The organism is Paraburkholderia sp. NPDC080076 (genome assembly GCF_050281145.1).
In the GTDB taxonomy this organism is placed as follows: Bacteria; Pseudomonadota; Gammaproteobacteria; order Burkholderiales; family Burkholderiaceae; genus Paraburkholderia.
Map to the genome: position 1 here is coordinate 138,403 of NZ_JBNNWQ010000004.1, position 21,297 is coordinate 159,699.

22 protein-coding genes are annotated in these 21,297 nt (G+C 64.1%); 6 read left to right on the plus strand and 16 right to left on the minus strand.

The genetic code is table 11. The annotated features are described in order from the left end of the window. Positions 1–102 precede the first annotated feature (102 nt). The 4 genes from ACQKRQ_RS17665 to ACQKRQ_RS17680 form a co-directional block, all read right to left on the minus strand. Complete coding sequence (locus tag ACQKRQ_RS17665) at positions 103–891, minus strand: TatD family hydrolase (protein ID WP_132373837.1); 789 nt, start codon at positions 889–891, stop codon at positions 103–105. A gap of 56 nt (positions 892–947) precedes the next feature. Continuing rightward, positions 948–1,691, minus strand: coding sequence for a lipoprotein-releasing ABC transporter ATP-binding protein LolD (gene lolD, locus ACQKRQ_RS17670; protein ID WP_106279458.1), 744 nt, complete (start codon positions 1,689–1,691; stop codon positions 948–950). Next, positions 1,684–2,937 carry a lipoprotein-releasing ABC transporter permease subunit gene (locus ACQKRQ_RS17675; RefSeq protein ID WP_132373836.1) on the minus strand — a complete coding sequence of 418 codons (1,254 nt, stop codon included), beginning with the start codon at positions 2,935–2,937 and terminating at the stop codon, positions 1,684–1,686. The genes lolD and ACQKRQ_RS17675 overlap by 8 nt, the downstream gene beginning before the upstream one ends. Positions 2,938–3,313: 376 nt before the next feature. Further along, a complete protein-coding gene (locus tag ACQKRQ_RS17680) occupies positions 3,314–3,559 on the minus strand; it encodes a hypothetical protein (RefSeq protein ID WP_427478475.1) in 246 nt (81 codons plus the stop codon). A gap of 145 nt (positions 3,560–3,704) precedes the next feature. On the opposite strand from ACQKRQ_RS17680, the gene ACQKRQ_RS17685 reads away from it, so the two are divergent. From ACQKRQ_RS17685 to ACQKRQ_RS17705, 5 genes are all read left to right on the plus strand, one after another. Next, the gene (locus ACQKRQ_RS17685; protein ID WP_427478476.1) at positions 3,705–4,823 is read left to right on the plus strand and encodes a regulator; all 1,119 of its coding nucleotides are present in this window, start codon (positions 3,705–3,707) and stop codon (positions 4,821–4,823) included. Between the two features lie 28 nt (positions 4,824–4,851). Next, positions 4,852–6,558, plus strand: a complete 1,707-nt coding sequence (recJ, locus tag ACQKRQ_RS17690; protein WP_427478477.1) for a single-stranded-DNA-specific exonuclease RecJ — start codon at positions 4,852–4,854, stop codon at positions 6,556–6,558. Between the two features lie 179 nt (positions 6,559–6,737). Then, positions 6,738–7,842, plus strand: a protein-coding gene (gene prfB, locus ACQKRQ_RS17695; protein WP_132373832.1) for a peptide chain release factor 2 whose coding sequence is annotated in 2 segments (ribosomal slippage) — positions 6,738–6,818 and positions 6,820–7,842 — 1,104 coding nt in all. Because the reading frame shifts where the segments join, the coding sequence is not laid out codon by codon here. Positions 7,843–7,964: 122 nt separating this feature from the next. Beyond that, positions 7,965–9,521, plus strand: a complete 1,557-nt coding sequence (gene lysS, locus ACQKRQ_RS17700) for a lysine--tRNA ligase (protein WP_132376839.1) — start codon at positions 7,965–7,967, stop codon at positions 9,519–9,521. A gap of 328 nt (positions 9,522–9,849) precedes the next feature. Then, positions 9,850–10,623, plus strand: a complete 774-nt coding sequence (locus ACQKRQ_RS17705) for a glycine zipper 2TM domain-containing protein (protein WP_132373831.1) — start codon at positions 9,850–9,852, stop codon at positions 10,621–10,623. 127 nt (positions 10,624–10,750) lie between these two features. Here the strand turns inward: ACQKRQ_RS17705 and iscX are convergent, their stop codons facing one another. The 10 genes from iscX to ACQKRQ_RS17755 all read right to left on the minus strand — a co-directional run bounded on the left by iscX (position 10,751) and on the right by ACQKRQ_RS17755 (position 17,972). Beyond that, complete coding sequence (gene iscX, locus ACQKRQ_RS17710; RefSeq protein WP_007181290.1) at positions 10,751–10,948, minus strand: Fe-S cluster assembly protein IscX; 198 nt, start codon at positions 10,946–10,948, stop codon at positions 10,751–10,753. Positions 10,949–10,963: 15 nt separating this feature from the next. After that, entirely contained in the window at positions 10,964–11,305 is a 342-nt protein-coding gene (gene fdx / locus ACQKRQ_RS17715; RefSeq protein WP_097389705.1) for an ISC system 2Fe-2S type ferredoxin, read from the minus strand. A 150-nt stretch (positions 11,306–11,455) separates the two neighbouring features. Further along, a complete protein-coding gene (gene hscA / locus ACQKRQ_RS17720) occupies positions 11,456–13,327 on the minus strand; it encodes a Fe-S protein assembly chaperone HscA (RefSeq protein ID WP_427478481.1) in 1,872 nt (623 codons plus the stop codon). A 126-nt stretch (positions 13,328–13,453) separates the two neighbouring features. Next, a complete protein-coding gene (hscB, locus tag ACQKRQ_RS17725) occupies positions 13,454–13,981 on the minus strand; it encodes a Fe-S protein assembly co-chaperone HscB (protein WP_427478482.1) in 528 nt (175 codons plus the stop codon). A gap of 149 nt (positions 13,982–14,130) precedes the next feature. Further along, positions 14,131–14,454 carry an iron-sulfur cluster assembly protein IscA gene (gene iscA / locus ACQKRQ_RS17730; protein WP_012433565.1) on the minus strand — a complete coding sequence of 108 codons (324 nt, stop codon included), beginning with the start codon at positions 14,452–14,454 and terminating at the stop codon, positions 14,131–14,133. A gap of 167 nt (positions 14,455–14,621) precedes the next feature. Beyond that, positions 14,622–15,035 (minus strand): Fe-S cluster assembly scaffold IscU, encoded by a 414-nt coding sequence (iscU, locus tag ACQKRQ_RS17735; protein ID WP_028199493.1) that lies wholly within the window; start codon positions 15,033–15,035, stop codon positions 14,622–14,624. Between the two features lie 73 nt (positions 15,036–15,108). Then, a complete protein-coding gene (locus ACQKRQ_RS17740) occupies positions 15,109–16,332 on the minus strand; it encodes an IscS subfamily cysteine desulfurase (RefSeq protein WP_132373828.1) in 1,224 nt (407 codons plus the stop codon). A 75-nt stretch (positions 16,333–16,407) separates the two neighbouring features. Beyond that, positions 16,408–16,938 (minus strand): Fe-S cluster assembly transcriptional regulator IscR, encoded by a 531-nt coding sequence (gene iscR, locus ACQKRQ_RS17745; protein ID WP_094783140.1) that lies wholly within the window; start codon positions 16,936–16,938, stop codon positions 16,408–16,410. A gap of 134 nt (positions 16,939–17,072) precedes the next feature. Continuing rightward, positions 17,073–17,570, minus strand: coding sequence for a low molecular weight protein-tyrosine-phosphatase (locus tag ACQKRQ_RS17750; RefSeq protein ID WP_427478486.1), 498 nt, complete (start codon positions 17,568–17,570; stop codon positions 17,073–17,075). A 162-nt stretch (positions 17,571–17,732) separates the two neighbouring features. After that, on the minus strand, positions 17,733–17,972 hold the full coding sequence (locus ACQKRQ_RS17755; RefSeq protein ID WP_132373826.1) for a hypothetical protein: 240 nt from the start codon (positions 17,970–17,972) through the stop codon (positions 17,733–17,735). Between the two features lie 269 nt (positions 17,973–18,241). On the opposite strand from ACQKRQ_RS17755, the gene ACQKRQ_RS17760 reads away from it, so the two are divergent. Next, positions 18,242–18,799, plus strand: a complete 558-nt coding sequence (locus tag ACQKRQ_RS17760; RefSeq protein ID WP_427478488.1) for a hypothetical protein — start codon at positions 18,242–18,244, stop codon at positions 18,797–18,799. Positions 18,800–19,014: 215 nt separating this feature from the next. On the opposite strand, the gene ACQKRQ_RS17765 is transcribed toward ACQKRQ_RS17760, so the two are convergent. After that, a complete protein-coding gene (locus tag ACQKRQ_RS17765; RefSeq protein ID WP_427478490.1) occupies positions 19,015–20,430 on the minus strand; it encodes a lactate utilization protein B in 1,416 nt (471 codons plus the stop codon). 101 nt (positions 20,431–20,531) lie between these two features. Further along, positions 20,532–21,254: a (Fe-S)-binding protein gene (locus ACQKRQ_RS17770; protein ID WP_408175848.1), complete on the minus strand. Its 723-nt coding sequence runs from the start codon at positions 21,252–21,254 to the stop codon at positions 20,532–20,534. Between the last annotated feature and the right edge of the window lie 43 nt (positions 21,255–21,297).

Below are 21,297 nucleotides of genomic sequence, written 5' to 3' on the forward strand. Positions count from 1 at the left end.
GCCAGCAATCGCCGGACGACGCAACGCTCGCCGCGCGGGCGTCAGCGAGCCCGCCAGGCGTGGGTATCGCCCGGCGCGAACCACTCAAACCATCGAGTTCAATTATGCAGAGGAAAGTGCGAGGCGCGGCAGCGCGACGAGCGCGTTAGCCGTTGTGCCTAGGGCGGCTTCGTCGGCGGCCATGCCGCGCAGTTGCGCGAGGCCCGCGCCGATCGCCGGAATCTGCTCCGGCGTGTTGCGCTGTTTATAAATCCACGAAGGCGCGATGTCCGGCGCATCCGTTTCCACGACCAGCGCGTCGAACGGCAACTGCTCGGCGAGACGGCGGATTTGCCGCGCCCGCTCGAAAGTCAGATTGCCGCCGAAGCCGAGATGCATGCCCTGGTCGATATACGCCTGAGCCTGCTGAAAACTGCCGTTGAATGCATGCGCGATGCCGCGATGAATCTGATGCCGCCGCAGTCCCTTGATCACCTGATCCTGCGATTTGCGCACATGGCAGATCACCGGCAGATCGAATTCACGCGCGAGCTGCAACTGGCCGTTGTAGAAGAATTGCTGTCGTGCGTCGTCGAGACCCTCGACAAAATAATCGAGGCCGATCTCGCCGATACCGACAAACAGCGGGTCGTCGAGACTCGCCTCGATTTCCATGCGCAACAGATCGAGGTCACTCTCCTGCGCGCCCGGCGTGAACAACGGATGAATACCGAGCGCGTACGCGCCACCATCGACCCGGTGCGCCAGTTCACGCACCGCCGCGAAATTCTGCCGGCCGATCGCCGGAATCACGATCCGTCCCACGCCCGCGCGGCGCGCCGCCGCCGCGACTTCCGCGCGGTCGGCGTCAAATTCCGAAGCGTCGAGATGACAGTGCGTATCGATCCACATGACGTGCCTCGTTATCGGCGCAAGCGGCGCAGCGCCGGCTCACGGCGTCCGGCCATTTAAACCGGCACCGGCGGCTCTTCGTGCAGCACGCCGTCGCGCAGCCGCATGATGCGGTCGCAACGCCCCGCGAGTTCCGGATCGTGCGTGACGATCACGAAGCTCGTATCGAGCGTTTGCGACAGTTCGAGCATCAGGTTGAACACGGTGTCCGCGGTGCCGCCGTCGAGGTTGCCGGTCGGTTCGTCGGCCAGCACGCAGGCGGGCTTCGTCACCAGTGCGCGCGCAATCGCGACGCGCTGGCGTTCGCCGCCCGACAACTCGCCCGGACGATGCTTCGCGCGATGCCCCATGCCGACGCGCTCCAGCACCGCGAGCGCTTCGCGGCGCGATGCTTCGGTCGTCATGCGGCGAATCCGCAGCGGCATCGCAACGTTGTCGAGCGCGGTGAACTCCGGCAGCAGATGGTGGAACTGATACACGAAACCCAACGCGCGATTGCGCAGGTCGTTACGTTCGCGCTCCGAGAGCTTGGTAAAGGGCTTGCCCATCACCGAGACATGGCCGGCGCTCGGATCGTCGAGGCCGCCAAGCACGTGCAGCAGCGTGCTCTTGCCGGAACCCGACGCGCCGACGATCGCCAGCTTCTCGCCGCGCCGCACGCTCAGTTCCGTGTTGTTGAGCACCGTCACGTTCAGACCGCCCTGCACGAACGACTTGGAAATGCCGGTTGCTTCCAGCACGTAGGGATGCGGCACGGTGTCGGAAGAAGCCATGGACAGGTTTGCGGAACGGTCATTCATAGCGCAGTGCCTCCGCCGGACGGACTTTCGCACCACGCCAGCTCGGGTACAACGTGGCCAGCGCCGACATCGCGAAGGCGATGATGCCGATTCGCGCGACGTCGGCCGGAACCAGTTCGGACGGCAGTTCGCTGATGAAATACACCGACGGCGGCAGGAACTGCACACCGATCAGATGTTCGATCATCGGCACGAGCCATGGAATGCTCCACGCGATCAGGCAGCCGAGCGCGACGCCGGTCGCCGTGCCGATAAAGCCGATCGTCACGCCCTGCACGACGAAAATCTTCATGATCGAGCCGGGCTGCGCGCCGAGCGTGCGCAGAATCGCGATGTCGGCCTGCTTGTTGGTCACCGTCATGACGAGCGACGACACCAGATTGAACGCCGCCACCGCGATGATCAGCGTGAGGATGATGAACATCATGCGTTTTTCGATCTGCACCGCGGAGAACCAGGTCTTGTTCTGCTGCGTCCAGTCGCGAATGTATAAATCGCCGGACAGTGTGCGCGCAAGCTGATGCGCGACTTCCGGCGCGCGCTGCATGTCGGTCAGGCGCAGCCGCACGCCGGTCGGCGCGGGCAGCCGGAATAGCGCCTGCGCGTCCTTGATGTTGATCAGTGCGAGCGTGCTGTCGTATTCGTAGTGTCCGGACTCGAAGATGCCCACCACCGTGAACTGTTTTAGCCGAGGCAGCATGCCGGCTGGCGTGATGGTGCCTTCGGGCGCGACCAGCGTGATCTTGTCGTCGACCTGCACGCCGAGATTGGTGGCGAGGTCGGCGCCCAGCACGATGCCGAAGTCGCCCGGCTTCAGCGCGTTCAGACTGCCGCCTTTCATCTCCTTACCGATATCGGACACCTCCGGCTCCAGCGACGGCTCGACGCCGCGCAGCGCCACCCCGCTCACCGCGTCCTGGCGCGTGAGCAGCGCCTGCGCTTCGACATACGGCGCCGCACCGATCACTTCCTTGTTCTGGCGGGCTTCCTTTGCGGTCAGCTCCCAGTTGGGCATCGACCCGGTCGGCGAAAAAATTTCGACGTGCGCGAGCACCGACAGCATGCGGTCGCGCACCTCTTTCTGAAAACCGTTCATCACGGACAACACGACGATCAGCGCCGCGACGCCGAGCGCGATGCCCGACATCGACACGAGCGCAATGAAGGAAATGAAGCCGTTACCGGTCGTGCGTTTGCCGGCGCGGGTGTAGCGCCAGCCAATCTGCCATTCGTAGGGAAATTTCAAGCGAATCCTTGTCTGCGTTCTTCGGCTTTGTGCCGCGCACGATGGCGTGAAGCGCCTGCCGTGCGGCCCGAGCGTCGTGATCATTGGTGTCGTTGCGACGCGGATGGTTCCGGTATGGCGTGCCGTAGCGTAGCAATGCGCGCGCCACCGCGGTCCGCGGCTGTCCGGGAGGCGGCCGTTGCTGTCGCCAACATCGCTGCCACCACTAATCAAGCGCGAAGTTTGCCATACAATGCCGCCCGCTCGCGCAAACGCAGTGTGGACGGGACCTCGAACAGAAACGCCGGCCGCCTGCGGTCCGCTCGGCTCGGCGGCGGCCGTCCTGAACCGGCGCCGCGTCGCCGTGCGCCGCGTTCGGGCACGGCCCCGGTTCCGCCTAACGCAGGTTGTAACGGCCGCGCAGCTCGTTGATGATGCCCGCGGCGGCGCTGTTCGCGGCGGCGCGCACGTCGGCGTCCTTGCGGTCGCGGTGCAGATGGCTGATGTCCCAGTTGCAGCCGCTCTCGTCGTCCACGGTCTCGTGGAAGCCGGTCGGAATCCAGCCGGCCGTGGCCGGGTTCGCATCGAGCGCCTTGACGACCAGCGCTAGCAATTCCTGCTCGGTTTTGAGTTCACGCGACATGCCGGTCTCCCTCGTCATGTGCGCGGTGCCGCCGCGCGCGGCTGTTGCTCCGGCTGCCCGCCGGCGGCGAACCCGGAGGTCCGCTGCCGCCACGCTTCGTCGAGCGGATGCTGATGGTCGGAATACTCGCACTCTTTGCCCTACAATGCGCAGCATCATGCTCGCCAACCGTCTCCATCTTCTCCTGCCCTTCGCGCTGCCCGCCGCAGCGGACGCCTCCACCGCCCTTCACGCCATCCGCAGTCCGGCCCTCGACCGGCTGATCGCGCGCGCGACGCTGGTGGAACGCGTGATCGGCGAAGACTTTCAGCGCACGCTGCCGCACGAGCGCTGGGTAGCACGCCAATTTGGCGCGCTGCCGAGCGGCGCGGCGGCCGCCGACGAAGCGCCGCTCGCGCCGTACATGCTGCGCGCCGACGGCGGCGAACCCGGCAACGCCACATGGGCCTGCGTGCAGCCGGTGCACGTGCGCATCGCGCACGATCATCTGGTGCTGATCGATCCGGCCTCCCTCGATCTGTCCGACGAGGAAGCCGGCGCGCTGCTCGCGGTCGCGCGGCCGCTGATCGAGGAACTCCGCGTGCGTATCGAAGCGCCGCGGCCCGCGCGCTGGTATCTGTCGGGCGACGGCTTCGGCACGCTGGCCGGCGCGTCGCCGTTGCGCGCGAGCGGGCGCAACATCGAAATCTGGCTGCCGCACGAGGCCCATTCCGGCGAGCGTTCGCGCGCGTGGATGAAGCTGCAGAACGAAGTGCAAATGGCGTGGTTCGAGCATCCGGTCAACGAAGCGCGCGAGGCGCGCGGCCTGCCGGCCGTCAACTCGATCTGGTTTCACGCGCAGGGCGCGGCGCAACCGGTGCGCAGTCCGTTCGCGCGGGTGCTGTCCGACGCGGCCGCCACGCGCGGCCTTGCGATGACCGCCGGGGTCGCGAACGGTGCGCCGCCGGGCTCGTTCGGCGCGCTGGCGTCGCTCGCGGACAAGGCGAACGGCGCCACGCACGCGGGCGCGAGCATCACGCTGGTCGAACTCGATCCGTTCTCCGCGCCCTACATCCAGCAGGACTGGGCGCGCTGGAACGGCGCCTTCGCCGCCATGCAAACAGACTGGTTCGAACCCGCGCTCGCCGCGCTGCAATCCGGCGATCTCGCTGAGCTCGGCCTGACCTTGTGCGGCGACACCGGCTCGGTGACGCTCTCGGTTACGCGCGGCGACCTGCGCAAATTCTGGCGGCGGCGCGTGCTCGCCTCGCTCTTCATCGAATAATTGATTGAATGACTCACGGCCTTTCCGAATGACTCGAATCGTTACGCGCGCCTGCTCTCCTGTCGACGCCGAAGTCCTCACCCGCCACGGCCTGCATCCGGTGCTCGCGCGCCTCTACGCATCGCGCGGCGTGTGCATGCCCGACGAAATCGAAACCGGCCTCGCGCGGCTCGTGCCGCCGGTCGCGCTCAAGGGCTGCGAAGACGCCGCCGCCTTGCTCGCCGACGCGATCCAGAACCAACGCCGCATGCTGGTGGTCGCCGACTACGATTGCGACGGCGCCACTGCCTGCGCGGTCGCGGTGCGCGGCCTGCGCATGTTCGGCGGCCGGATCGAATATCTGGTGCCGAACCGCTTCGAGTACGGCTACGGCCTGACGCCCGAGATCGTCGCGCTGGCTGCGCGCAGCGCGTCGGGCAAACCGGATCTGCTGATCACGGTGGATAACGGCATCGCCAGCGTCGACGGTGTGGAAGCGGCCAATGCGCTCGGCATCGACGTGCTGGTCACCGATCACCACCTGCCCGGCGACGAACTGCCGGCCGCCCGAGCGATCGTCAATCCGAACCAGCCGGGCTGCACGTTCCCGAGCAAGTGCATCGCGGGCGTAGGCGTGATGTTTTATGTGCTGCTGGCATTGCGCGCGGAACTGCGCCGCCGCGGCGCCTTCAACGACGCGTTTCCCGAACCGCGCCTCGACGGCCTGCTCGATCTGGTCGCGCTCGGCACGGTCGCGGACGTCGTCAAGCTCGACGGCAATAACCGCGTGCTGGTCGCGCAAGGCTTGCAGCGCATCCGCAAGGGCAAGATGCAGCCGGGCATCGCCGCGCTCTTTCGCGCCGCCGCGCGCGACGCTCGCAGCGCGTCGGGTTTCGACCTCGGCTTCGCGCTCGGGCCGCGCCTGAACGCGGCGGGCCGCCTGTCGGACATGTCGCTCGGAATCGAATGCCTGACGACCGACGACATCGGCCGCGCGTGGGATCTCGCGCAGCAACTCGACACGATGAACCGCGAACGCCGCGAAATCGAAGCCGGCATGCAGCAGCAGGCCCTCGAAGACCTCTCGGCGATCGACCCTGACGGCGCGACTACCATCACGCTGTTCAATCCCAGCTGGCACCAGGGCGTGATCGGCATTGTCGCGGGGCGGCTGAAGGAGAAGTTCCACCGGCCCTCGTTCACCTTCGCGCTCGCCGACGACAGCGGCCAGACCGTCAAAGGCTCGGGCCGCTCGATCGCGGGCTTCCATCTGCGCGACGCGCTCGATCTGATCTCGAAGCGCGAGCCCGGCCTGATCGTCAAATTCGGCGGCCACGCGATGGCCGCCGGCCTCACGCTCGCCGCCGCCGACGTAGCGCGCTTCACCGCCGCGTTCGAAGCGGTCGGCCGCGAATGGCTGTCCGAGGACGCGCTCTCGCGCACGGTGGAAACCGACGGCGAGTTGGAGGACGCGTATTTCACGCCGCAATTCGTCGAAATGCTCGACGCCGCCGTGTGGGGCCAGGGCTTCCCGGCGCCGGTGTTTTCGGGTGAATTCGACATCGCCTCGCAGGCGCTCGTGAAGGACAAGCACCTGAAGCTGCAACTCGTGCGCGGGCGCCAGCGCTTCAACGCGATCTGGTTCAATCACACCGACACGCTGCCCGCTCGCACCACCGTCGCCTATCGCCTCGCGAGCGACACATGGAACGGTGTATCGCGCGTGCAGCTGATCGTGGAGCACGCCGCGAGCTGAGGCGATGCACTGAAGCGGTGAGTCGAAGCCGCGCGGCGCGCCAGGCTCCGGGACGCCGAAAACTTCGAAAAATCTCCGCAAAATCAACCGCAAACACGCGCCGGATCGCTGAACAGCCTCCGGCGCGGCACGCCGATCGGCTATAATTTCCCCTTTTTACGAAGCTATAAAAGATCGACATGGAAGCGGAACGTCTCAACGCGATCGAAGCCTCACTGGCGGACCTGCGCACTCGCGCGGGCGCGCTACGGGGGTATCTTTGACTACGACGACAAAGCACTGCGTCTAATCGAAGTCAACCGGGAACTCGAAGACCCGGACGTCTGGAACGACTCGAAGCACGCCCAGGCCCTCGGCCGGGAGAAGAAGCTGCTCGACGACACCGTCGGCAAACTCACGTCGCTCGATAACGACCTGCGCGACGCGCAGGACCTGTTCGACATGGCCCGCGAAGAAGACGACGAGGAAACACTCCTCGCCTGCGAATCCGACGCGCAAGGCATCGAACAACGTGTCGCCGACATGGAATTCCGCCGCATGTTCGCGAACCCGGCCGATCCGAACAACGCCTTCCTGGACATCCAGGCCGGCGCCGGCGGCACCGAGGCGTGCGACTGGGCCTCCATGCTGCTGCGCCAGTATCTGCGGTACTGCGAACGCAAAGGCTTCAAGACCGAAGTGCTGGAACAGACCGACGGCGATGTAGCGGGCATCAAGAACGCCACGATCAAGATCGAAGGCGAATACGCGTACGGCTTTTTGCGCACCGAAACCGGCGTGCATCGCCTCGTGCGCAAGTCGCCGTTCGACTCGTCGGGCGGCCGTCATACGTCGTTTTCGTCGGTGTTCGTGTACCCGGAAATCGACGACTCGATCGAAGTCGACATCAACCCGGCCGATCTGCGTATCGACACGTACCGCGCGTCTGGCGCGGGCGGTCAGCACATCAACAAGACCGACTCCGCGGTGCGTATCACGCATATGCCGTCGGGCATCGTCGTGCAGTGCCAGAACGACCGTTCGCAGCACCGTAACCGCGCCGAAGCGATGGCCATGCTGAAATCGCGCCTGTACGAAGCGGAAATCCGCAAGCGTCAGGCCGAGCAGGACAAGCTCGAAGCCGGCAAGACCGATGTGGGCTGGGGTCATCAGATCCGCTCGTACGTGCTGGACAACAGCCGTATCAAGGATCTGCGCACCAACGTCGAAATCAGCAATACCAAGAGCGTGCTCGACGGCGACCTCGATCCGTTCATCAGCGCCAGCCTGAAACAGGGCGTCTAAGCGCAACTGGCGCGGCCTGCCCTTGCAACGCCGCGCCGTATCTTTTTACCGCCTGAGGTTTTTACTGACTGGCCACCCGCAAGCGAGCCATTTCCGTGCGGGCCACCGAATACCAAATCATCATGACCGAACCGACCCAGCCGAATGCGGCCCAGCCAAATGTGGCCCAGCCGAATATGGCGCCCGAGGTGGACGACAACAAAATCATGGCCGAGCGCCGCGAAAAGCTGCGCGAGCTGCGTGAGCAAGGCGTCGCCTATCCGAACGATTTCCGTCCCACGCATCACGCCGAAGATCTGCAGTCGCAGTACGAACACGCCGACAAGGAAGCGCTCGAAGCGAATCCGCTCGAAGTCGCGATCGCCGGCCGCATGATGCTCAAGCGCGTGATGGGCAAGGCGAGCTTTGCGACCGTGCGCGACGGTTCGGGTCAGATCCAGTTCTTCATTACGCCCGCCGACGTCGGCCAGGAAACGTACGACGCCTTCAAGAAGTGGGACATGGGCGACATCGTCGCGGCGCGTGGCGTGCTGTTCCGCACCAACAAGGGCGAGCTCTCGGTGCGTTGCACGGAACTGCGCCTGCTGTCGAAGTCGCTGCGTCCGCTGCCGGACAAGTTCCATGGCCTGTCGGACCAGGAAATGAAGTATCGCCAGCGCTATGTTGATCTGATCGTCACGCCCGAAACGCGTAAGACTTTCGTTGCGCGCACGAAGGCGATTTCGTCGATCCGCAAGTTCATGGCCGACGCCGACTTCATGGAAGTCGAAACGCCCATGCTGCACCCGATTCCGGGCGGCGCGGCGGCCAAGCCGTTCACCACGCACCACAACGCGCTCGACATGCAGATGTTCCTGCGTATCGCGCCGGAGCTGTATCTGAAGCGCCTCGTGGTCGGCGGCTTCGAGCGTGTGTTCGAGATCAACCGTAACTTCCGCAATGAGGGCGTGTCCGTGCGCCACAATCCGGAATTCACGATGATCGAGTTCTACGCCGCGTACACCGATTACAAGTGGCTGATGGACTTCACCGAACAGTTGATCCGCCAGGCCGCAATCGACTCGCTTGGCACCGCGACAATCACGTATCAGGGCCGCGAACTCGATCTGGCGAAGCCGTTCCACCGCCTGACGATCACGCAGGCAATCCAGAAGTACGCGCCGCAATACACGAACGAGCAACTCGCCGACAGCGCTTTCCTGCGCACGGAATTGAAGAAGTTCGGCGTGGATGCGTCGCAGCCGCAGTTCCTGAACGCGGGCGTCGGTTCGCTGCAACTGGCGCTGTTCGAAGAGACCGCCGAGTCGCAACTGTGGGAGCCGACCTACATCATCGACTACCCGATCGAGGTGTCGCCGCTCGCGCGCGCGTCGGACAAGGTCGACGGCATCACCGAGCGCTTCGAGCTGTTCATCACCGGCCGTGAAATCGCCAACGGCTTCTCGGAGCTGAACGATCCGGAAGACCAGGCGGCCCGCTTCAAGAAGCAGGTCGACCAGAAAGACGCCGGCGACGAGGAAGCGATGTTCTACGACGCGGACTACATTCGCGCGCTCGAATACGGCATGCCGCCGGCCGGCGGTTGCGGCATCGGCATCGATCGTCTGGTGATGATGCTGACCGACAGCCCGAGCATCCGCGACGTGATTCTGTTCCCGCACCTGCGCCGCGAAGACTGAGCGTTGCGTGGTTCGCATCCTGGAGAACGCCCGGCTCGATGCCGGGCGTTTTTCTTGCTACTTCCTTTGAAAGCACACCTGGCGGCCGTCGGACGGTTTGTAACCATCGGTAAAAGCTGCGCGCCATGCGAGGATTCCGCCGTCCGTGTTCGTCGCGCGAGCGCTTGCCGGAAGCGGCGGTCCGCCGCGCCGCGTGGGCTTTGACAGGACGCCATCGCGGCGATCACCCGGAAATCGTTACAAATTGAAACCCTCACCGAATCGATTTACCAGACACTTTGTCTTACCAAAAGTCGACTCCTGTTGAAGACTGAAGACGGAGGCCAAAATGGACAATCCGAACACGCAACCCGCCACGCAATCCGCGCAGCCTGCGCAACAACGCCGGATTCACCCGCTCGTCGCGACCGCTGCCGGCGCGGTGATCATCGCAAGCCTCGTCGCCACCGCGGCGGTCACGGGCCTGTTCCCGAAGGCATCCAGCAACGGCGCGCAAAACGATCAGACGCAATCGGCGCAAGTCGCCACGCAAGCTAACCAGCAGGGCGTGGTCGATTCGGCGGCGCCTGCCAACCCGACGGCGCAACAGGCAGCACAGCAGCAGGCCGCGCAGCAACAGGCTGCCCAGCAGCAAGCCGCGCAACAGCCGCAGCCCGCGCCCGCTCCGGCGCCTGCGCCCACGCAGCAGCAGCAATACGCGCAGCAGCAACAGGCCCAGCCGGCGCCCAACTATGCCCAGCAACAGCAGCAGCCGGCGCAACCAGCCTACTGCTCGACATGTGGCGTAGTCGAGGCCATCTCGGCGGTGCGTCAGGAAGGTCATGGCACCGGTATCGGCGCGGTCGGCGGCGCGGTGGCCGGTGGCGTGGTCGGCAACCAGTTCGGTAGCGGCGGCGGCCGTACCGCGATGACCGTTCTCGGCGCGCTCGGCGGCGGCCTTGCCGGCAACTCGGTCGAGAAACATATCCGCAGCACCACGTCGTATTCGGTACGGGTGCGGATGGAAAGCGGCAAGACGCGTTACTTCACCTACCATGAAGCGCCGCCGTTCCAGCAAGGTCAGCGCGTTCGGGTTCAGAACGGCACGCTTGTAGCAAGCTAGGGCGTAACCAGGCGGAATTTGCGCCAGACGCAAAAAAGGCGACTCCATTGGAGTCGCCTTTTTCTTTGCCGTAGCCGGCAGCGGCGTGCAGCACATCGCTGACTGGCTTCGGGAAACTCAGTGACGCTCAATAATCCGCGTCTTCAATCCATGCAGCCTGAATCGCCTCGAGGATCTTTTCGTTCGACCGGTTAGGATCGTCGTCGAATCCTTCCAGCTCGGTGACCCAACGGTGCAAGTCGGTGAAGCGCACCTGTTGCGGATCGATGTCCTGGTGCTTGTCAGTCAGGGCCATCGCGATGTCTTGCGTATCGGTCCACTTCATGGCTGCATCCTCCTGTTAGTGGTTTTCCTTCGCGTGATTGATCGAGTAGCGAGGTATTTCGACAACCAGATCCTGCTCCGCCGGCACCATGGCCTGGCACGACAGACGCGAGGCCGGTTCGAGCCCCCACGCCTTGTCCAACAGATCGTCCTCGTCTTCCTCCGATGGCGTCAAGGCGGCGAAACCCTCACGCACGATCACGTGGCAGGTCGTGCACGCGCACGACTTCTCGCACGCGTGCTCGATTTCAATGCCGTGTTCGAGCAAGCTGTCGCAGATGCTCTTGCCGGGCACGGCATCGATCACCGCGCCTTCCGGGCACAGTTCGACGTGAGGCAGCACAACGATTTGAGGCATACATTTTCCGTTTGGGTCTGAGGCACGGCGGCCGCAAACAGGCTCCGTACCATTTTACTGGCGCCGCGCGGACTTTTTAAGTCCACGCGGCGCGATTCGATTCTTTGCGGCGGACCGACCGGGCGGCCCGCCCTGCCGCAACCGCAGCGCTCAGATCTCGTCGAGCTTGCGGCCGGCGAGCGCGCGGCGAATGCCCTTGTTCATGCGGCGGGCGGCGAATTCGTCAGTGCCTTCGGCGAGGGTTTTGGTGGCGGCTTCGATCGTGTCGACATCCTCGCTTTGCGCGACGTTGCGTAATGCATCGAGCAGCGTGTCGAGCTCGGCGCGCTCACTGTCGTCGAGCAGTTCGGCGTCGGCGGCGAGCGCGGCGTCGGTGGCCTCCACGAGTCGCCGCGCTTCGACTTGCGCTTCGCGCAGCGCGCGAGCGCGCATGTCGACTTCAGCGGTCGAGAAGCTGTCTTCGAGCATTCGGGCGATATCGTCGTCGGCGAGACCGTAGGAAGGCTTGACCACCACCGACGCTTCCACGCCCGAGCCCTGCTCGCGCGCGAACACGGACAGCAGACCGTCGGCGTCCACCTGGTAGGTCACGCGAATGCGCGCCGCGCCGGCAGCCATCGGCGGAATGCCGCGCAGCTCGAAGCGCGCGAGCGAGCGGCAGTCGCTGACGAGCTCGCGCTCGCCTTGCACGACGTGGATCGCCATGGCCGTCTGGCCATCCTTGAAAGTCGTGAAATCCTGTGCGCGCGCGACCGGAATCGTCGAATTGCGCGGGATGATTTTCTCGGTCAAACCACCCATCGTCTCCACGCCGAGCGAGAGCGGAATCACGTCGAGCAAAAGCCACTCGTCGCCGTTCGCACCGCGATTGCCCGCGAGCAGATCGGCCTGGATCGCCGCGCCGAGCGCGACCACCTGATCCGGGTCGAGATTGATCAGCGGCGGTTGGCCGAAGAGCGATTCGACCGCGCGGCGGATCACCGGCATGCGCGTCGCGCCGCCGACCAGCACCACGCCCTTGATTTCCTTCGTCGTGACTTTGGCGTCGCGCAGCGCCTTCTTGGTCGGGCCGAGCGTGCGCTGAACCAGCGCCTGCGTGATGGCCTCGAAAGTGGCTTCGTCGATCGTCAGATCGATTTGAGCGCCGTTCGAGAGCGAGGCCTGTAGCTTCGCACTCGGCGCGTCCGACAACGCCTCCTTGGCCACGCGCACGCTGTCCAGCAGCAAGCGCACGTCTTCCGGTGCGAGGGTTTGCGGCGCGATGCCGGCTTGCTCCAGCACATGGCGATACAGCGCGTGGTCGAAATCGTCGCCGCCGAGCGCGGAGTCGCCGCCCGCCGCGAGCACTTCGAACACGCCCTTGGTGAGCTTGAGAATCGACAGATCAAAGGTGCCGCCGCCGAGGTCGTACACGGCGTACAGCCCCTCGGAACCGTTGTCGAGGCCGTAGGCAATCGCGGCCGCGGTCGGTTCGTTCAGGAGGCGCAGCACATTCAGCCCGGCCAGACGCGCGGCATCTTTGGTCGCTTGACGCTGGGCTTCGTCGAAGTAAGCGGGCACCGTGATCACCGCGCCGACCAGTTCGTCGCCGAGCGAGTCTTCGGCGCGCTGGCGCAGCGTCGCGAGAATTTCGGCCGACACTTCGACCGGGCTCTTCACGCCGTCGATGGTGCGGATCTGCACCATGCCCGGTGCATCGATGAAATCGTATGGCGCGTTTTCGGCTCCCTCCACTTCCGCCTTGCCTCGGCCCATGAAGCGCTTGACCGAGACGATCGTGTTGCGCGGATCGCTCGCGGCCTCGGCCTTGGCCGTGCGGCCGATACGGCGGCCGCCCTTTTCCAGGTAGCGCACCACCGACGGCAGCAGCACGTGGCCGTCTTCGTCGGGCAGCACGTCAGGCACGCCGCTGCGCACGGCGGCAACGAGGGAGTTGGTGGTGCCGAGATCGATACCGACCGCCAGACGCCGCTGGTGGGGCGCCGGCGCCATGCCGGGTTCGGAGATTTGCAGTAGGGCCATCTGGATCTTCTCGGGGCCGCTCGACCCCGTCCTGAAATTTTCGCGTTGCTGGTTGTAATGTTACGGCGCCTCGGGTCGCTTCCGCCGCGTTCGTGCCGGCGGTACACGACGTACGGCTCTGGCTCGCTAGTTCTCGAGCCGCTCGATCTGCGTGCCGATTTCCGACGCCACCCGCTCGATGAACATCAACTGGCGCACCGCCTCGCCGGCGGCCTGATTCGCGCCGCTGTCGAGCAAGGCGCCGAGCTTGTCGAAACGCACGCGCTCTTCGTCGCGCAGTTCGGTCAGCAAGGCGTCGAGCGCATCGACGTTCTTCGCCGCGGCCGCGTCCTCGATGCCTTCACGCCATTCCATCTGCTGCATCAGGAACGCCGGCTCCATCGCCGTATTGTGCTCCGCGCCGACGTCGATGCCGCGCAGATGCAGCAGATAGGTGGCGCGCTTCAACGGATCGCGCAGCGTCTGATACGCCTCGTTGGTGCGCGTCGCCCATTGCATCGCGATGCGCTTTTGCGCGTCGCCGGCCGCCGCGAAGCGGTCCGGATGCACTTGCGCCTGCACCGTGCGGTAGGCGTGATCGAGCGCTGATGTGTCGAGCGCGAATTGCGCCGGCAGATCGAACAGGTCGAAGTGGCTGTCGTTCAGCGAGGCCATCGGATAAAAGGAGTCCGTTCAGGAAAGCGCACCGGAGTGCAGTCTAAAAACGCGGCTCGGCAGAGCCTGGCGGCACAGGCGAATTCGCGGATGAAACTAAAAAGGCGGCCCGCGCCGCCTTTGATCCGCTGCACGCGGAATGTCCGGATTTACACGCGGAACGATTCGCCGCAACCGCATTCGTCCTTCACGTTCGGGTTGTTGAACTTGAAGCCTTCGTTCAGCCCTTCACGTGCGAAGTCGAGTTCGGTGCCGTCGATATAGGCGAGGCTCTTCGGGTCGACAATGAGCTTCACGCCGTTGCATTCGAACACTTCGTCTTCGGGCGCGAGTTCGTCCACGTACTCGAGCTTGTAAGCCAAGCCGGAGCAACCGGTGGTGCGCACGCCGACGCGCAAGCCGACGCCCTTACCGCGACGGTTCAGATACTTCTGGACGTGCTGTGCTGCCTTTTCGGTCAACGTAATTGCCATAGCGTTTCTCATTGCGCAGTGCGTGCCGGTCACTCTTCTGCCTGCTCACGCGCTGCTACCCTGCCTGCATCAAATATCGCTCGGACCGGACGGCCCGCTGCAAATTCGCGCCGCCGCCCGTTTCGATTCACCTGAAAACCGCGCTGAAATTGCGCCGTAATCACCGCCTAAGCGTGTTGCTTGTCGCCTTCGACGACTGCTTCACCGTGGCGTTGCTTGTAGTCGGCGACCGCTGCCTTGATCGCGTCTTCCGCGAGGATCGAGCAGTGGATCTTCACCGGCGGCAGCGCGAGTTCTTCGGCGATCTGCGTGTTCTTGATCGACATGGCTTGATCGAGCGTCTTGCCTTTCACCCATTCCGTGACGAGCGAGCTCGACGCGATCGCCGAACCGCAGCCATACGTCTTGAACTTCGCGTCTTCGATGATGCCGTCCGCGCCCACGCGGATCTGCAGCTTCATCACGTCGCCGCATGCCGGCGCGCCGACCATACCGGTGCCGACCGCATCGTCGTCCTTCGCGAAGGAACCGACGTTGCGCGGGTTTTCGTAATGGTCCAGAACCTTGTCGCTATAAGCCATGATTACACTCCTTGATCCGTTTCAACCTGCAATTGCAATTCGATGAATTCGCTATCGTCCCAAACCCGGCGCGTCAGTGCGCTGCCCACTGGATGGTCGAAATATCGATTCCGTCCTTGTGCATTTCCCACAGCGGCGACAAATCGCGCAGCTTCGAAATCTTGGTCTTCAGCAGGTTGATCACGTAATCGACGTCCTGCTCGGTCGTGAAGCGGCCCACCGTGAAGCGGATCGAGCTGTGCGCCAGCTCGTCGTTACGGCCCAACGCGCGCAACACATACGACGGTTCCAGCGAAGCCGACGTACAGGCCGAGCCCGACGACACCGCCACGTCCTTCACCGCCATGATCAGCGACTCGCCTTCGACGAAATTGAAGCTGATGTTCAGGTTGTGCGGCACACGCTTTTCCATGTCGCCGTTCACATACACTTCTTCCATTTCCGACAGGCCGCGCAGCAGACGGTCGCGCAGCATGCGGATGCGTTCGTTTTCCGTCGCCATTTCTTCACGTGCGAGACGGAACGCTTCGCCCATGCCGACGATCTGGTGCGTGGCCAGCGTGCCCGAACGCATGCCGCGCTCGTGACCGCCGCCGTGCATCTGCGCTTCGATACGGATACGCGGCTTGCGGCGCACGTACAGCGCGCCGATGCCCTTCGGGCCATACGTCTTGTGCGCCGAGAACGACATCAGGTCGACCTTCAGCTTTTGCAGGTCGATCGCGATCTTGCCGGTGGCTTGCGCCGCGTCGACGTGGAAAATGATGCCCTTTTCACGAGTGATCTCGCCGATCGCCTCGATGTCCTGGATCACGCCGATCTCGTTGTTCACCGACATGACCGACACCAGAATCGTGTCCGGACGCAGCGCGGCCTTGAGCTTTTCCAGGTCGATCAAGCCGTCGTCCTTGACGTCCAGATACGTGACTTCGAAGCCTTCGCGCTCGAGTTCGCGGCAGGTGTCGAGCACGGCCTTGTGCTCGGTCTTCACCGTGATGATGTGCTTGCCCTTGCTCTTGTAGAAGTGCGCGGCGCCCTTGATGGCCAGGTTGTCCGACTCCGTGGCACCCGAGGTCCAGATGATTTCGCGCGGATCGGCGTTCACCAGCGCGGCGACATTCTCACGCGCTTCTTCGACTGCGCGCTCCGCCGCCCAGCCATACGAGTGGCTGCGCGATGCGGGGTTGCCGAACTGCTCGCGCAGATACGGAATCATCTTGTCCACCACGCGCGGATCGATCGGCGTCGTCGCGCTGTAGTCCATGTAGATGGGCAGATGGAGAGTGTCGTTGTTCATCAATTGCTCCGGGGACGTCATGTGCTCTGGCTTCTGGGTTTCTTATCAGGCTGCGGTGACTGCTCGATACCGCGCCTAGGAACCGGCCATGTTGAAAACGGAATTGGGCCCTTTCGGCGCCACGCGGACGGGTTCGACCGCCGGCGCTTCGTTGCGCCTGTCGCGCAGCACGGCCGGCGCGCCTTCGCGCGAACGCTGCTGGTCCACCAGATCTTTCAGGGAGACCGAATCGAGGTACTCGACCATTTTCTGGTTCAGCGTGGACCACAGTTCATGCGTCATGCAGTGGCCGTCGTGCTGTTTGGTACCCTCGCAAGAGCCCTTGCCGCCGCATTGGGTGGCATCGAGCGGCTCGTCGACGGCGATGATGATGTCGGCCACGGTCACGTCTTCGGCGCGGCGGGCCAGATTGTAGCCGCCGCCCGGTCCGCGCACGGACTCGACGATTTCATGACGACGCAGCTTGCCAAACAGCTGCTCGAGGTACGACAGGGAGATGTGTTGGCGCTGGCTGATACCCGCAAGCGTCACCGGGCCCTGCTCCTGGCGCAGTGCCAGGTCAATCATCGCCGTGACGGCGAAACGGCCTTTCGTGGTGAGTCTCATATGGTGTGGGAACCGCAATTCTCGACAAGTTTTGTCAAGTATAAATACATGAGCGATTTAGTCAAGTATCCCTACCGCGATTTGGGTCATTTGCTTAATTGTTGGATAAGCCCGGCGCGCTCTCTCGCCAAACTCTACACAAGCAATTGGGGACGTAACGCCGCAATCAGGCCACGGCAGGCCGCTTCACACTGATCCAGTACCTGCTCGAAACCTTCTGCGCCGCCGAAATACGGGTCGACGACTTCGCGGGCGCCGCTCCAGCGGGCGTCCGCTTCGGGGACAAACTCCATCAGCAGACGGATCTTGTCGCGTTGCTGCGGCGGGCAGACCTGGCGCAGCGCGGCGACGTTTTTGTCGTCCATCGCAATGAGCAAGTCGAAGCGCTCGAAATCCGCCGCGGCGACCTGACGGCCGCGCAAGGCGGCGAGTTGATATCCGCGCCGGCCGGCCGCCTGCTGCGCGCGCTCGTCCGGCGGCTCGCCGATGTGCCAGTCACCCGTTCCGGCGGAGTCGATCAGAATGCGCTCCGTGAGCTTCGCCTCGCCGACCAGATGGCGCATCACACCTTCCGCGGTCGGAGAACGGCAGATGTTCCCGAGGCAGACAAAGCAGATGGATACGGTTTTCATCAAGGGGCTTTTTCAGGCGCGCGACGCGCGTAGGACGACTGTTAACAAATGGTGCCGCGATTATACAAAGCTGGCCGGAATCTCGCCGGAAGCCGGCGCGCTCATGGCCGCGAGCGTGGCGTTCGGGTCCTGCGACCGATTCCGCTCGCGCTTAACCTTTGCTTACGACGCTTCCGCGATCGGCATCGCCGTCGCGGCGCGCATGGGTTTGGCCGGCAGCGTCGCGGTGTCGTCGATCATGCCGTACGAGACGGCGCGTGCAAGTTCAGCCGTGAGTTGAGCGGCCGCGAGCGGAGCCTGCGGGGCGCGCGACGCAGCGTCGCCGCAAATATGCAGATAAGCAGCCGCAGCGAGCGGCACAACGATGGCGAGGGGCCAGTACACCGATATTGTCTTTTTCATGATGTCGTTTCTTCCGATTAGGGGCAGATGAGTTTGTAACCCACTATGCCCAGTGCGAATGCTATAGGATTTCGCAATCGGGAAAAACCCACTGGCGCGAGATAGAGCGTTGCTCCGAATGGAACAGTGAATTCACGTTTTGCGGCGCACGACGTCGACGCTCGTCATGGCACAAGAAAGAAATCCTTACAAACACATACAAAGCTCTTGCGACGGATGACGATAATAGCGGTCTTACAGAAACATAAATCTCGCACTGGTCCATCACCATGAAACGCTTCGCACCCATCGCCTGCCTCGCTGCCGCCACCCTGCTCGGCGGCTGCGCGGTCTATCCGGACGGCACGCCGATGTACAGCAACGGCTACGGCGGCGGTTACAGCGGCTATGACGATTACGACGGCTACGCCACCGGCGTGCCGGTCGCGCCACAAACCAATGTCTACATGGGCTACAGCAACTACTCTGGCCCCGGCTATTACGACGGACCGGGCCGCTATTACGGACCGGGCTACGGCGGCTATCCGAACCGGGGCCGGCCGAACAACGGCAACTATGGAAACAACGGCAACCACGGCGATAACGGCGGTTGGCACGGTCAGCCTAATGGCAGCTCGCACGGCGGCCCGCCGCCGCAAGGCGGCGTGGGCGGGCCGCGTGGCCCGAGCGGATCAAATGCGCCCCGGCCGGGGGCTGCCAGCCCGCCGCCTCCGCCACCGCCGTCGCAGCAGGCGGGCAATGGCGGTGGTCGTGGTAATGGCAATAATGGGGGCGCCCCCGTGCGAGGGGCACCGGGCCGACAACCTGGCCAGATGACGGACCACTAAGCGCCGCTGGTCGCATAGTTGCGCGGTTCGCATGCGTATCTGTCGACGCACGCGTACCGCGGTTAGTTTTCTGCGGCTACGTCCTGAACGGCAGACGGAGACAGCCGCCAAACGGCACGGCCTTACTTAGATGGCGCGGCGCCGGAATCACCGGCTCGCGCGCAACGCCACCGACCTCTGAAAATACGACGGCGCGATTCGCCCAAGAAGCCCGCTCAGCCGATATGACTGCGCTGCGCCGCATACAACTCCCTGAACGTTCGACCGACCGGAGCGGGCATATCCCGCGTATTGGTCCAGCCCGCGCCGCCCAACGGCAATTTGCCAATCGACCGATTCCTTCCGCCCATGCGTTCCAGCACGCGCACGGCCAGCTTCGTGAAAAGCGCGTACGCATCCGGATGCAGCGCCAGAAAACCCCACACAGCAAGTCCGGCGCGCTCTTTCCAGGGCCGCAGATGCCGCTCCACCTGCTTCTCGCGCAGCTTGCGCAACAGATCGGATAGCGGAATGCCCACCGGGCACACGCTGTTGCACTCGCCGCACAACGTCGCGGCCTGCGGCAAATCCAGCGCCTTGTCGATGCCGACGTAGCTCGGCGTCAACACCGAACCCATCGGGCCGGGATAGACCCAGCCGTACGCGTGGCCGCCCACCTTCTGATACACCGGGCAATGGTTCATGCACGCGCCGCAGCGGATGCACCTCAGCATTTCCTGGAAGTCGCCGCCGATCAGCCCCGTGCGCCCGCCGTCGACGAGCACCACATACATATGCTCGGGACCGTCCTGGTCGCCCTCGCCGCGCGGCCCCGTCAACACGGAAAAATAGTTCGATGTGGTCTGCCCGGTCGCTGAGCGCGGCAATAGACGCATCGCCGTGGCCAGGTCTTCGAGCGTAGGCAGCACTTTCTCGATGCCCGTCACCGCCACATGCACGCGCGGCATCACGGTGCACATGCCTTCGTTGCCCTCGTTCGTGACCAGCACGACCGAGCCCGTTTCCGCCACCACGAAATTGCCGCCGGTCACGCCCATGTCCGCGGTCATGAAATGCGGGCGCAGCATCTCGCGCGCTTCGCGCGTCATGTCGGTAATTTCGGTCAGGCGCGGCCGGTTGTGAGTCTTCGCGAACAGGTCGGCGATCTCGTCCTTATCCTTGTGGACGACCGGGGCGATGATGTGGCTCGGCGGCTCGTTGTCGTTGATCTGCAGGATGTACTCGCCCAGATCGGTTTCGATGGATTGGACACCCATTTGCCCGAGCACTTCGTTCAGGCGCATTTCTTCCGTGACCATCGACTTGGTCTTGATGACCTTCTTCACCTCGTGCCGGCGCGCAATGTCGCCGACGAGCCGCGCGGCCTCCTGGGTCGTCTCGGCAAACAGCACCGTCACGCCGCGCCGGGTCGCTTCGCGCTCGAAGGTTTCCAGCCACACGTCGAGATTCTCCAGCGCGCGATTGCGGCGCTCCTTCAGCGCGGCGCGCGTGGCGGGAAAATCGATCGCTGTCATGGCCGTGGCGCGGGCCGACACGAACTTGGTCGACAGCTTGGTGAGGTTCTGCTGCAGACGCTGGTCGGCGAGTTTCTGACCGGCGCGTGCCTTGAATTGCATCGATTGGACTTGCATGGCGGCCTTGTGCGTATTCGAGCGAAGCGGGCAAAACAGGCGAAGCGCGACTGAAGTACGAGCGCGCGTATCTGAAAACGGTGCGAGTGCGGCAAGCAGCGTTACACGTCGCCGGCCAGCACCTGCGCGATGTGCAGCACGCGCGTGGTGGCGTCGCCGGTACGCCGCAAACGGCCTTCAATATTGAGCATGCAGCCGAGGTCACCGAGCACTACCGTGCCGGTGCCGCTTGCGCTGATATTCGCGCACTTTTCGTCGACGATCGCCGTGGAGATATCGCCGTACTTGACCGCGAACGTGCCGCCGAAGCCGCAGCAATGCTCGCAATCCTTCATCTCGTTCACCGTGACGCCGACCTGCGCCAGCAAAGCGCGCGGCTGCGCCTTCACGCCGAGCTCACGCAGCCCGGAGCAGGAATCGTGATACGTGACCTGACCCGCGAACTCGCCCGGCTGCAATTGCACCTTGGCCACGTTCACGAGGAAATCGGTCAGTTCGAACACCTTGGCGCGCAGCCGGCCGAAGCGGTTCATCAGTTCCGGATCATCGGCGAAGAGATCGCCGTAATGCACGCGGATCATGCCGCCGCATGAACCGGACGGGACCACGACGTAATCGAACTGTTCGAACTCGCGCAGGGTTTTCTCGGCCAGATCGCGCGCGATGCGCCGTTCCCCGGAGTTGTACGCGGGTTGACCGCAACAGGTTTGGGCGGGTGGCACCACCACCTCGAATCCGGCGCCTTCGATCAGCTTGATGACCGAAAAACCGATCTCGGGACGCATCAGGTCGATCAGGCAGGTAACGAACAATCCGACTCGCATGAGCCCTCCTTCGGGAAAACGTCCCTGATTATCCGCTGTTTGC

What these genes read in the sequence shown, in the direction of transcription:
- ACQKRQ_RS17665 (WP_132373837.1), bottom strand. Translation starts at nt 891, where the DNA reads ATGTGGATCGATACGCACTGTCATCTCGACGCTTCGGAATTTGACGCC.
- lolD (WP_106279458.1), bottom strand. Translation starts at nt 1,691, where the DNA reads ATGAATGACCGTTCCGCAAACCTGTCCATGGCTTCTTCCGACACCGTG.
- ACQKRQ_RS17680 (WP_427478475.1), bottom strand. Translation starts at nt 3,559, where the DNA reads ATGTCGCGTGAACTCAAAACCGAGCAGGAATTGCTAGCGCTGGTCGTC.
- ACQKRQ_RS17685 (WP_427478476.1), top strand. Translation starts at nt 3,705, where the DNA reads ATGCGCAGCATCATGCTCGCCAACCGTCTCCATCTTCTCCTGCCCTTC.
- recJ (WP_427478477.1), top strand. Translation starts at nt 4,852, where the DNA reads ATGACTCGAATCGTTACGCGCGCCTGCTCTCCTGTCGACGCCGAAGTC.
- lysS (WP_132376839.1), top strand. Translation starts at nt 7,965, where the DNA reads ATGACCGAACCGACCCAGCCGAATGCGGCCCAGCCAAATGTGGCCCAG.
- ACQKRQ_RS17705 (WP_132373831.1), top strand. Translation starts at nt 9,850, where the DNA reads ATGGACAATCCGAACACGCAACCCGCCACGCAATCCGCGCAGCCTGCG.
- iscX (WP_007181290.1), bottom strand. Translation starts at nt 10,948, where the DNA reads ATGAAGTGGACCGATACGCAAGACATCGCGATGGCCCTGACTGACAAG.
- fdx (WP_097389705.1), bottom strand. Translation starts at nt 11,305, where the DNA reads ATGCCTCAAATCGTTGTGCTGCCTCACGTCGAACTGTGCCCGGAAGGC.
- hscA (WP_427478481.1), bottom strand. Translation starts at nt 13,327, where the DNA reads ATGGCCCTACTGCAAATCTCCGAACCCGGCATGGCGCCGGCGCCCCAC.
- hscB (WP_427478482.1), bottom strand. Translation starts at nt 13,981, where the DNA reads ATGGCCTCGCTGAACGACAGCCACTTCGACCTGTTCGATCTGCCGGCG.
- iscA (WP_012433565.1), bottom strand. Translation starts at nt 14,454, where the DNA reads ATGGCAATTACGTTGACCGAAAAGGCAGCACAGCACGTCCAGAAGTAT.
- iscU (WP_028199493.1), bottom strand. Translation starts at nt 15,035, where the DNA reads ATGGCTTATAGCGACAAGGTTCTGGACCATTACGAAAACCCGCGCAAC.
- ACQKRQ_RS17740 (WP_132373828.1), bottom strand. Translation starts at nt 16,332, where the DNA reads ATGAACAACGACACTCTCCATCTGCCCATCTACATGGACTACAGCGCG.
- iscR (WP_094783140.1), bottom strand. Translation starts at nt 16,938, where the DNA reads ATGAGACTCACCACGAAAGGCCGTTTCGCCGTCACGGCGATGATTGAC.
- ACQKRQ_RS17750 (WP_427478486.1), bottom strand. Translation starts at nt 17,570, where the DNA reads ATGAAAACCGTATCCATCTGCTTTGTCTGCCTCGGGAACATCTGCCGT.
- ACQKRQ_RS17755 (WP_132373826.1), bottom strand. Translation starts at nt 17,972, where the DNA reads ATGAAAAAGACAATATCGGTGTACTGGCCCCTCGCCATCGTTGTGCCG.
- ACQKRQ_RS17760 (WP_427478488.1), top strand. Translation starts at nt 18,242, where the DNA reads ATGAAACGCTTCGCACCCATCGCCTGCCTCGCTGCCGCCACCCTGCTC.
- ACQKRQ_RS17765 (WP_427478490.1), bottom strand. Translation starts at nt 20,430, where the DNA reads ATGCAAGTCCAATCGATGCAATTCAAGGCACGCGCCGGTCAGAAACTC.
- ACQKRQ_RS17770 (WP_408175848.1), bottom strand. Translation starts at nt 21,254, where the DNA reads ATGCGAGTCGGATTGTTCGTTACCTGCCTGATCGACCTGATGCGTCCC.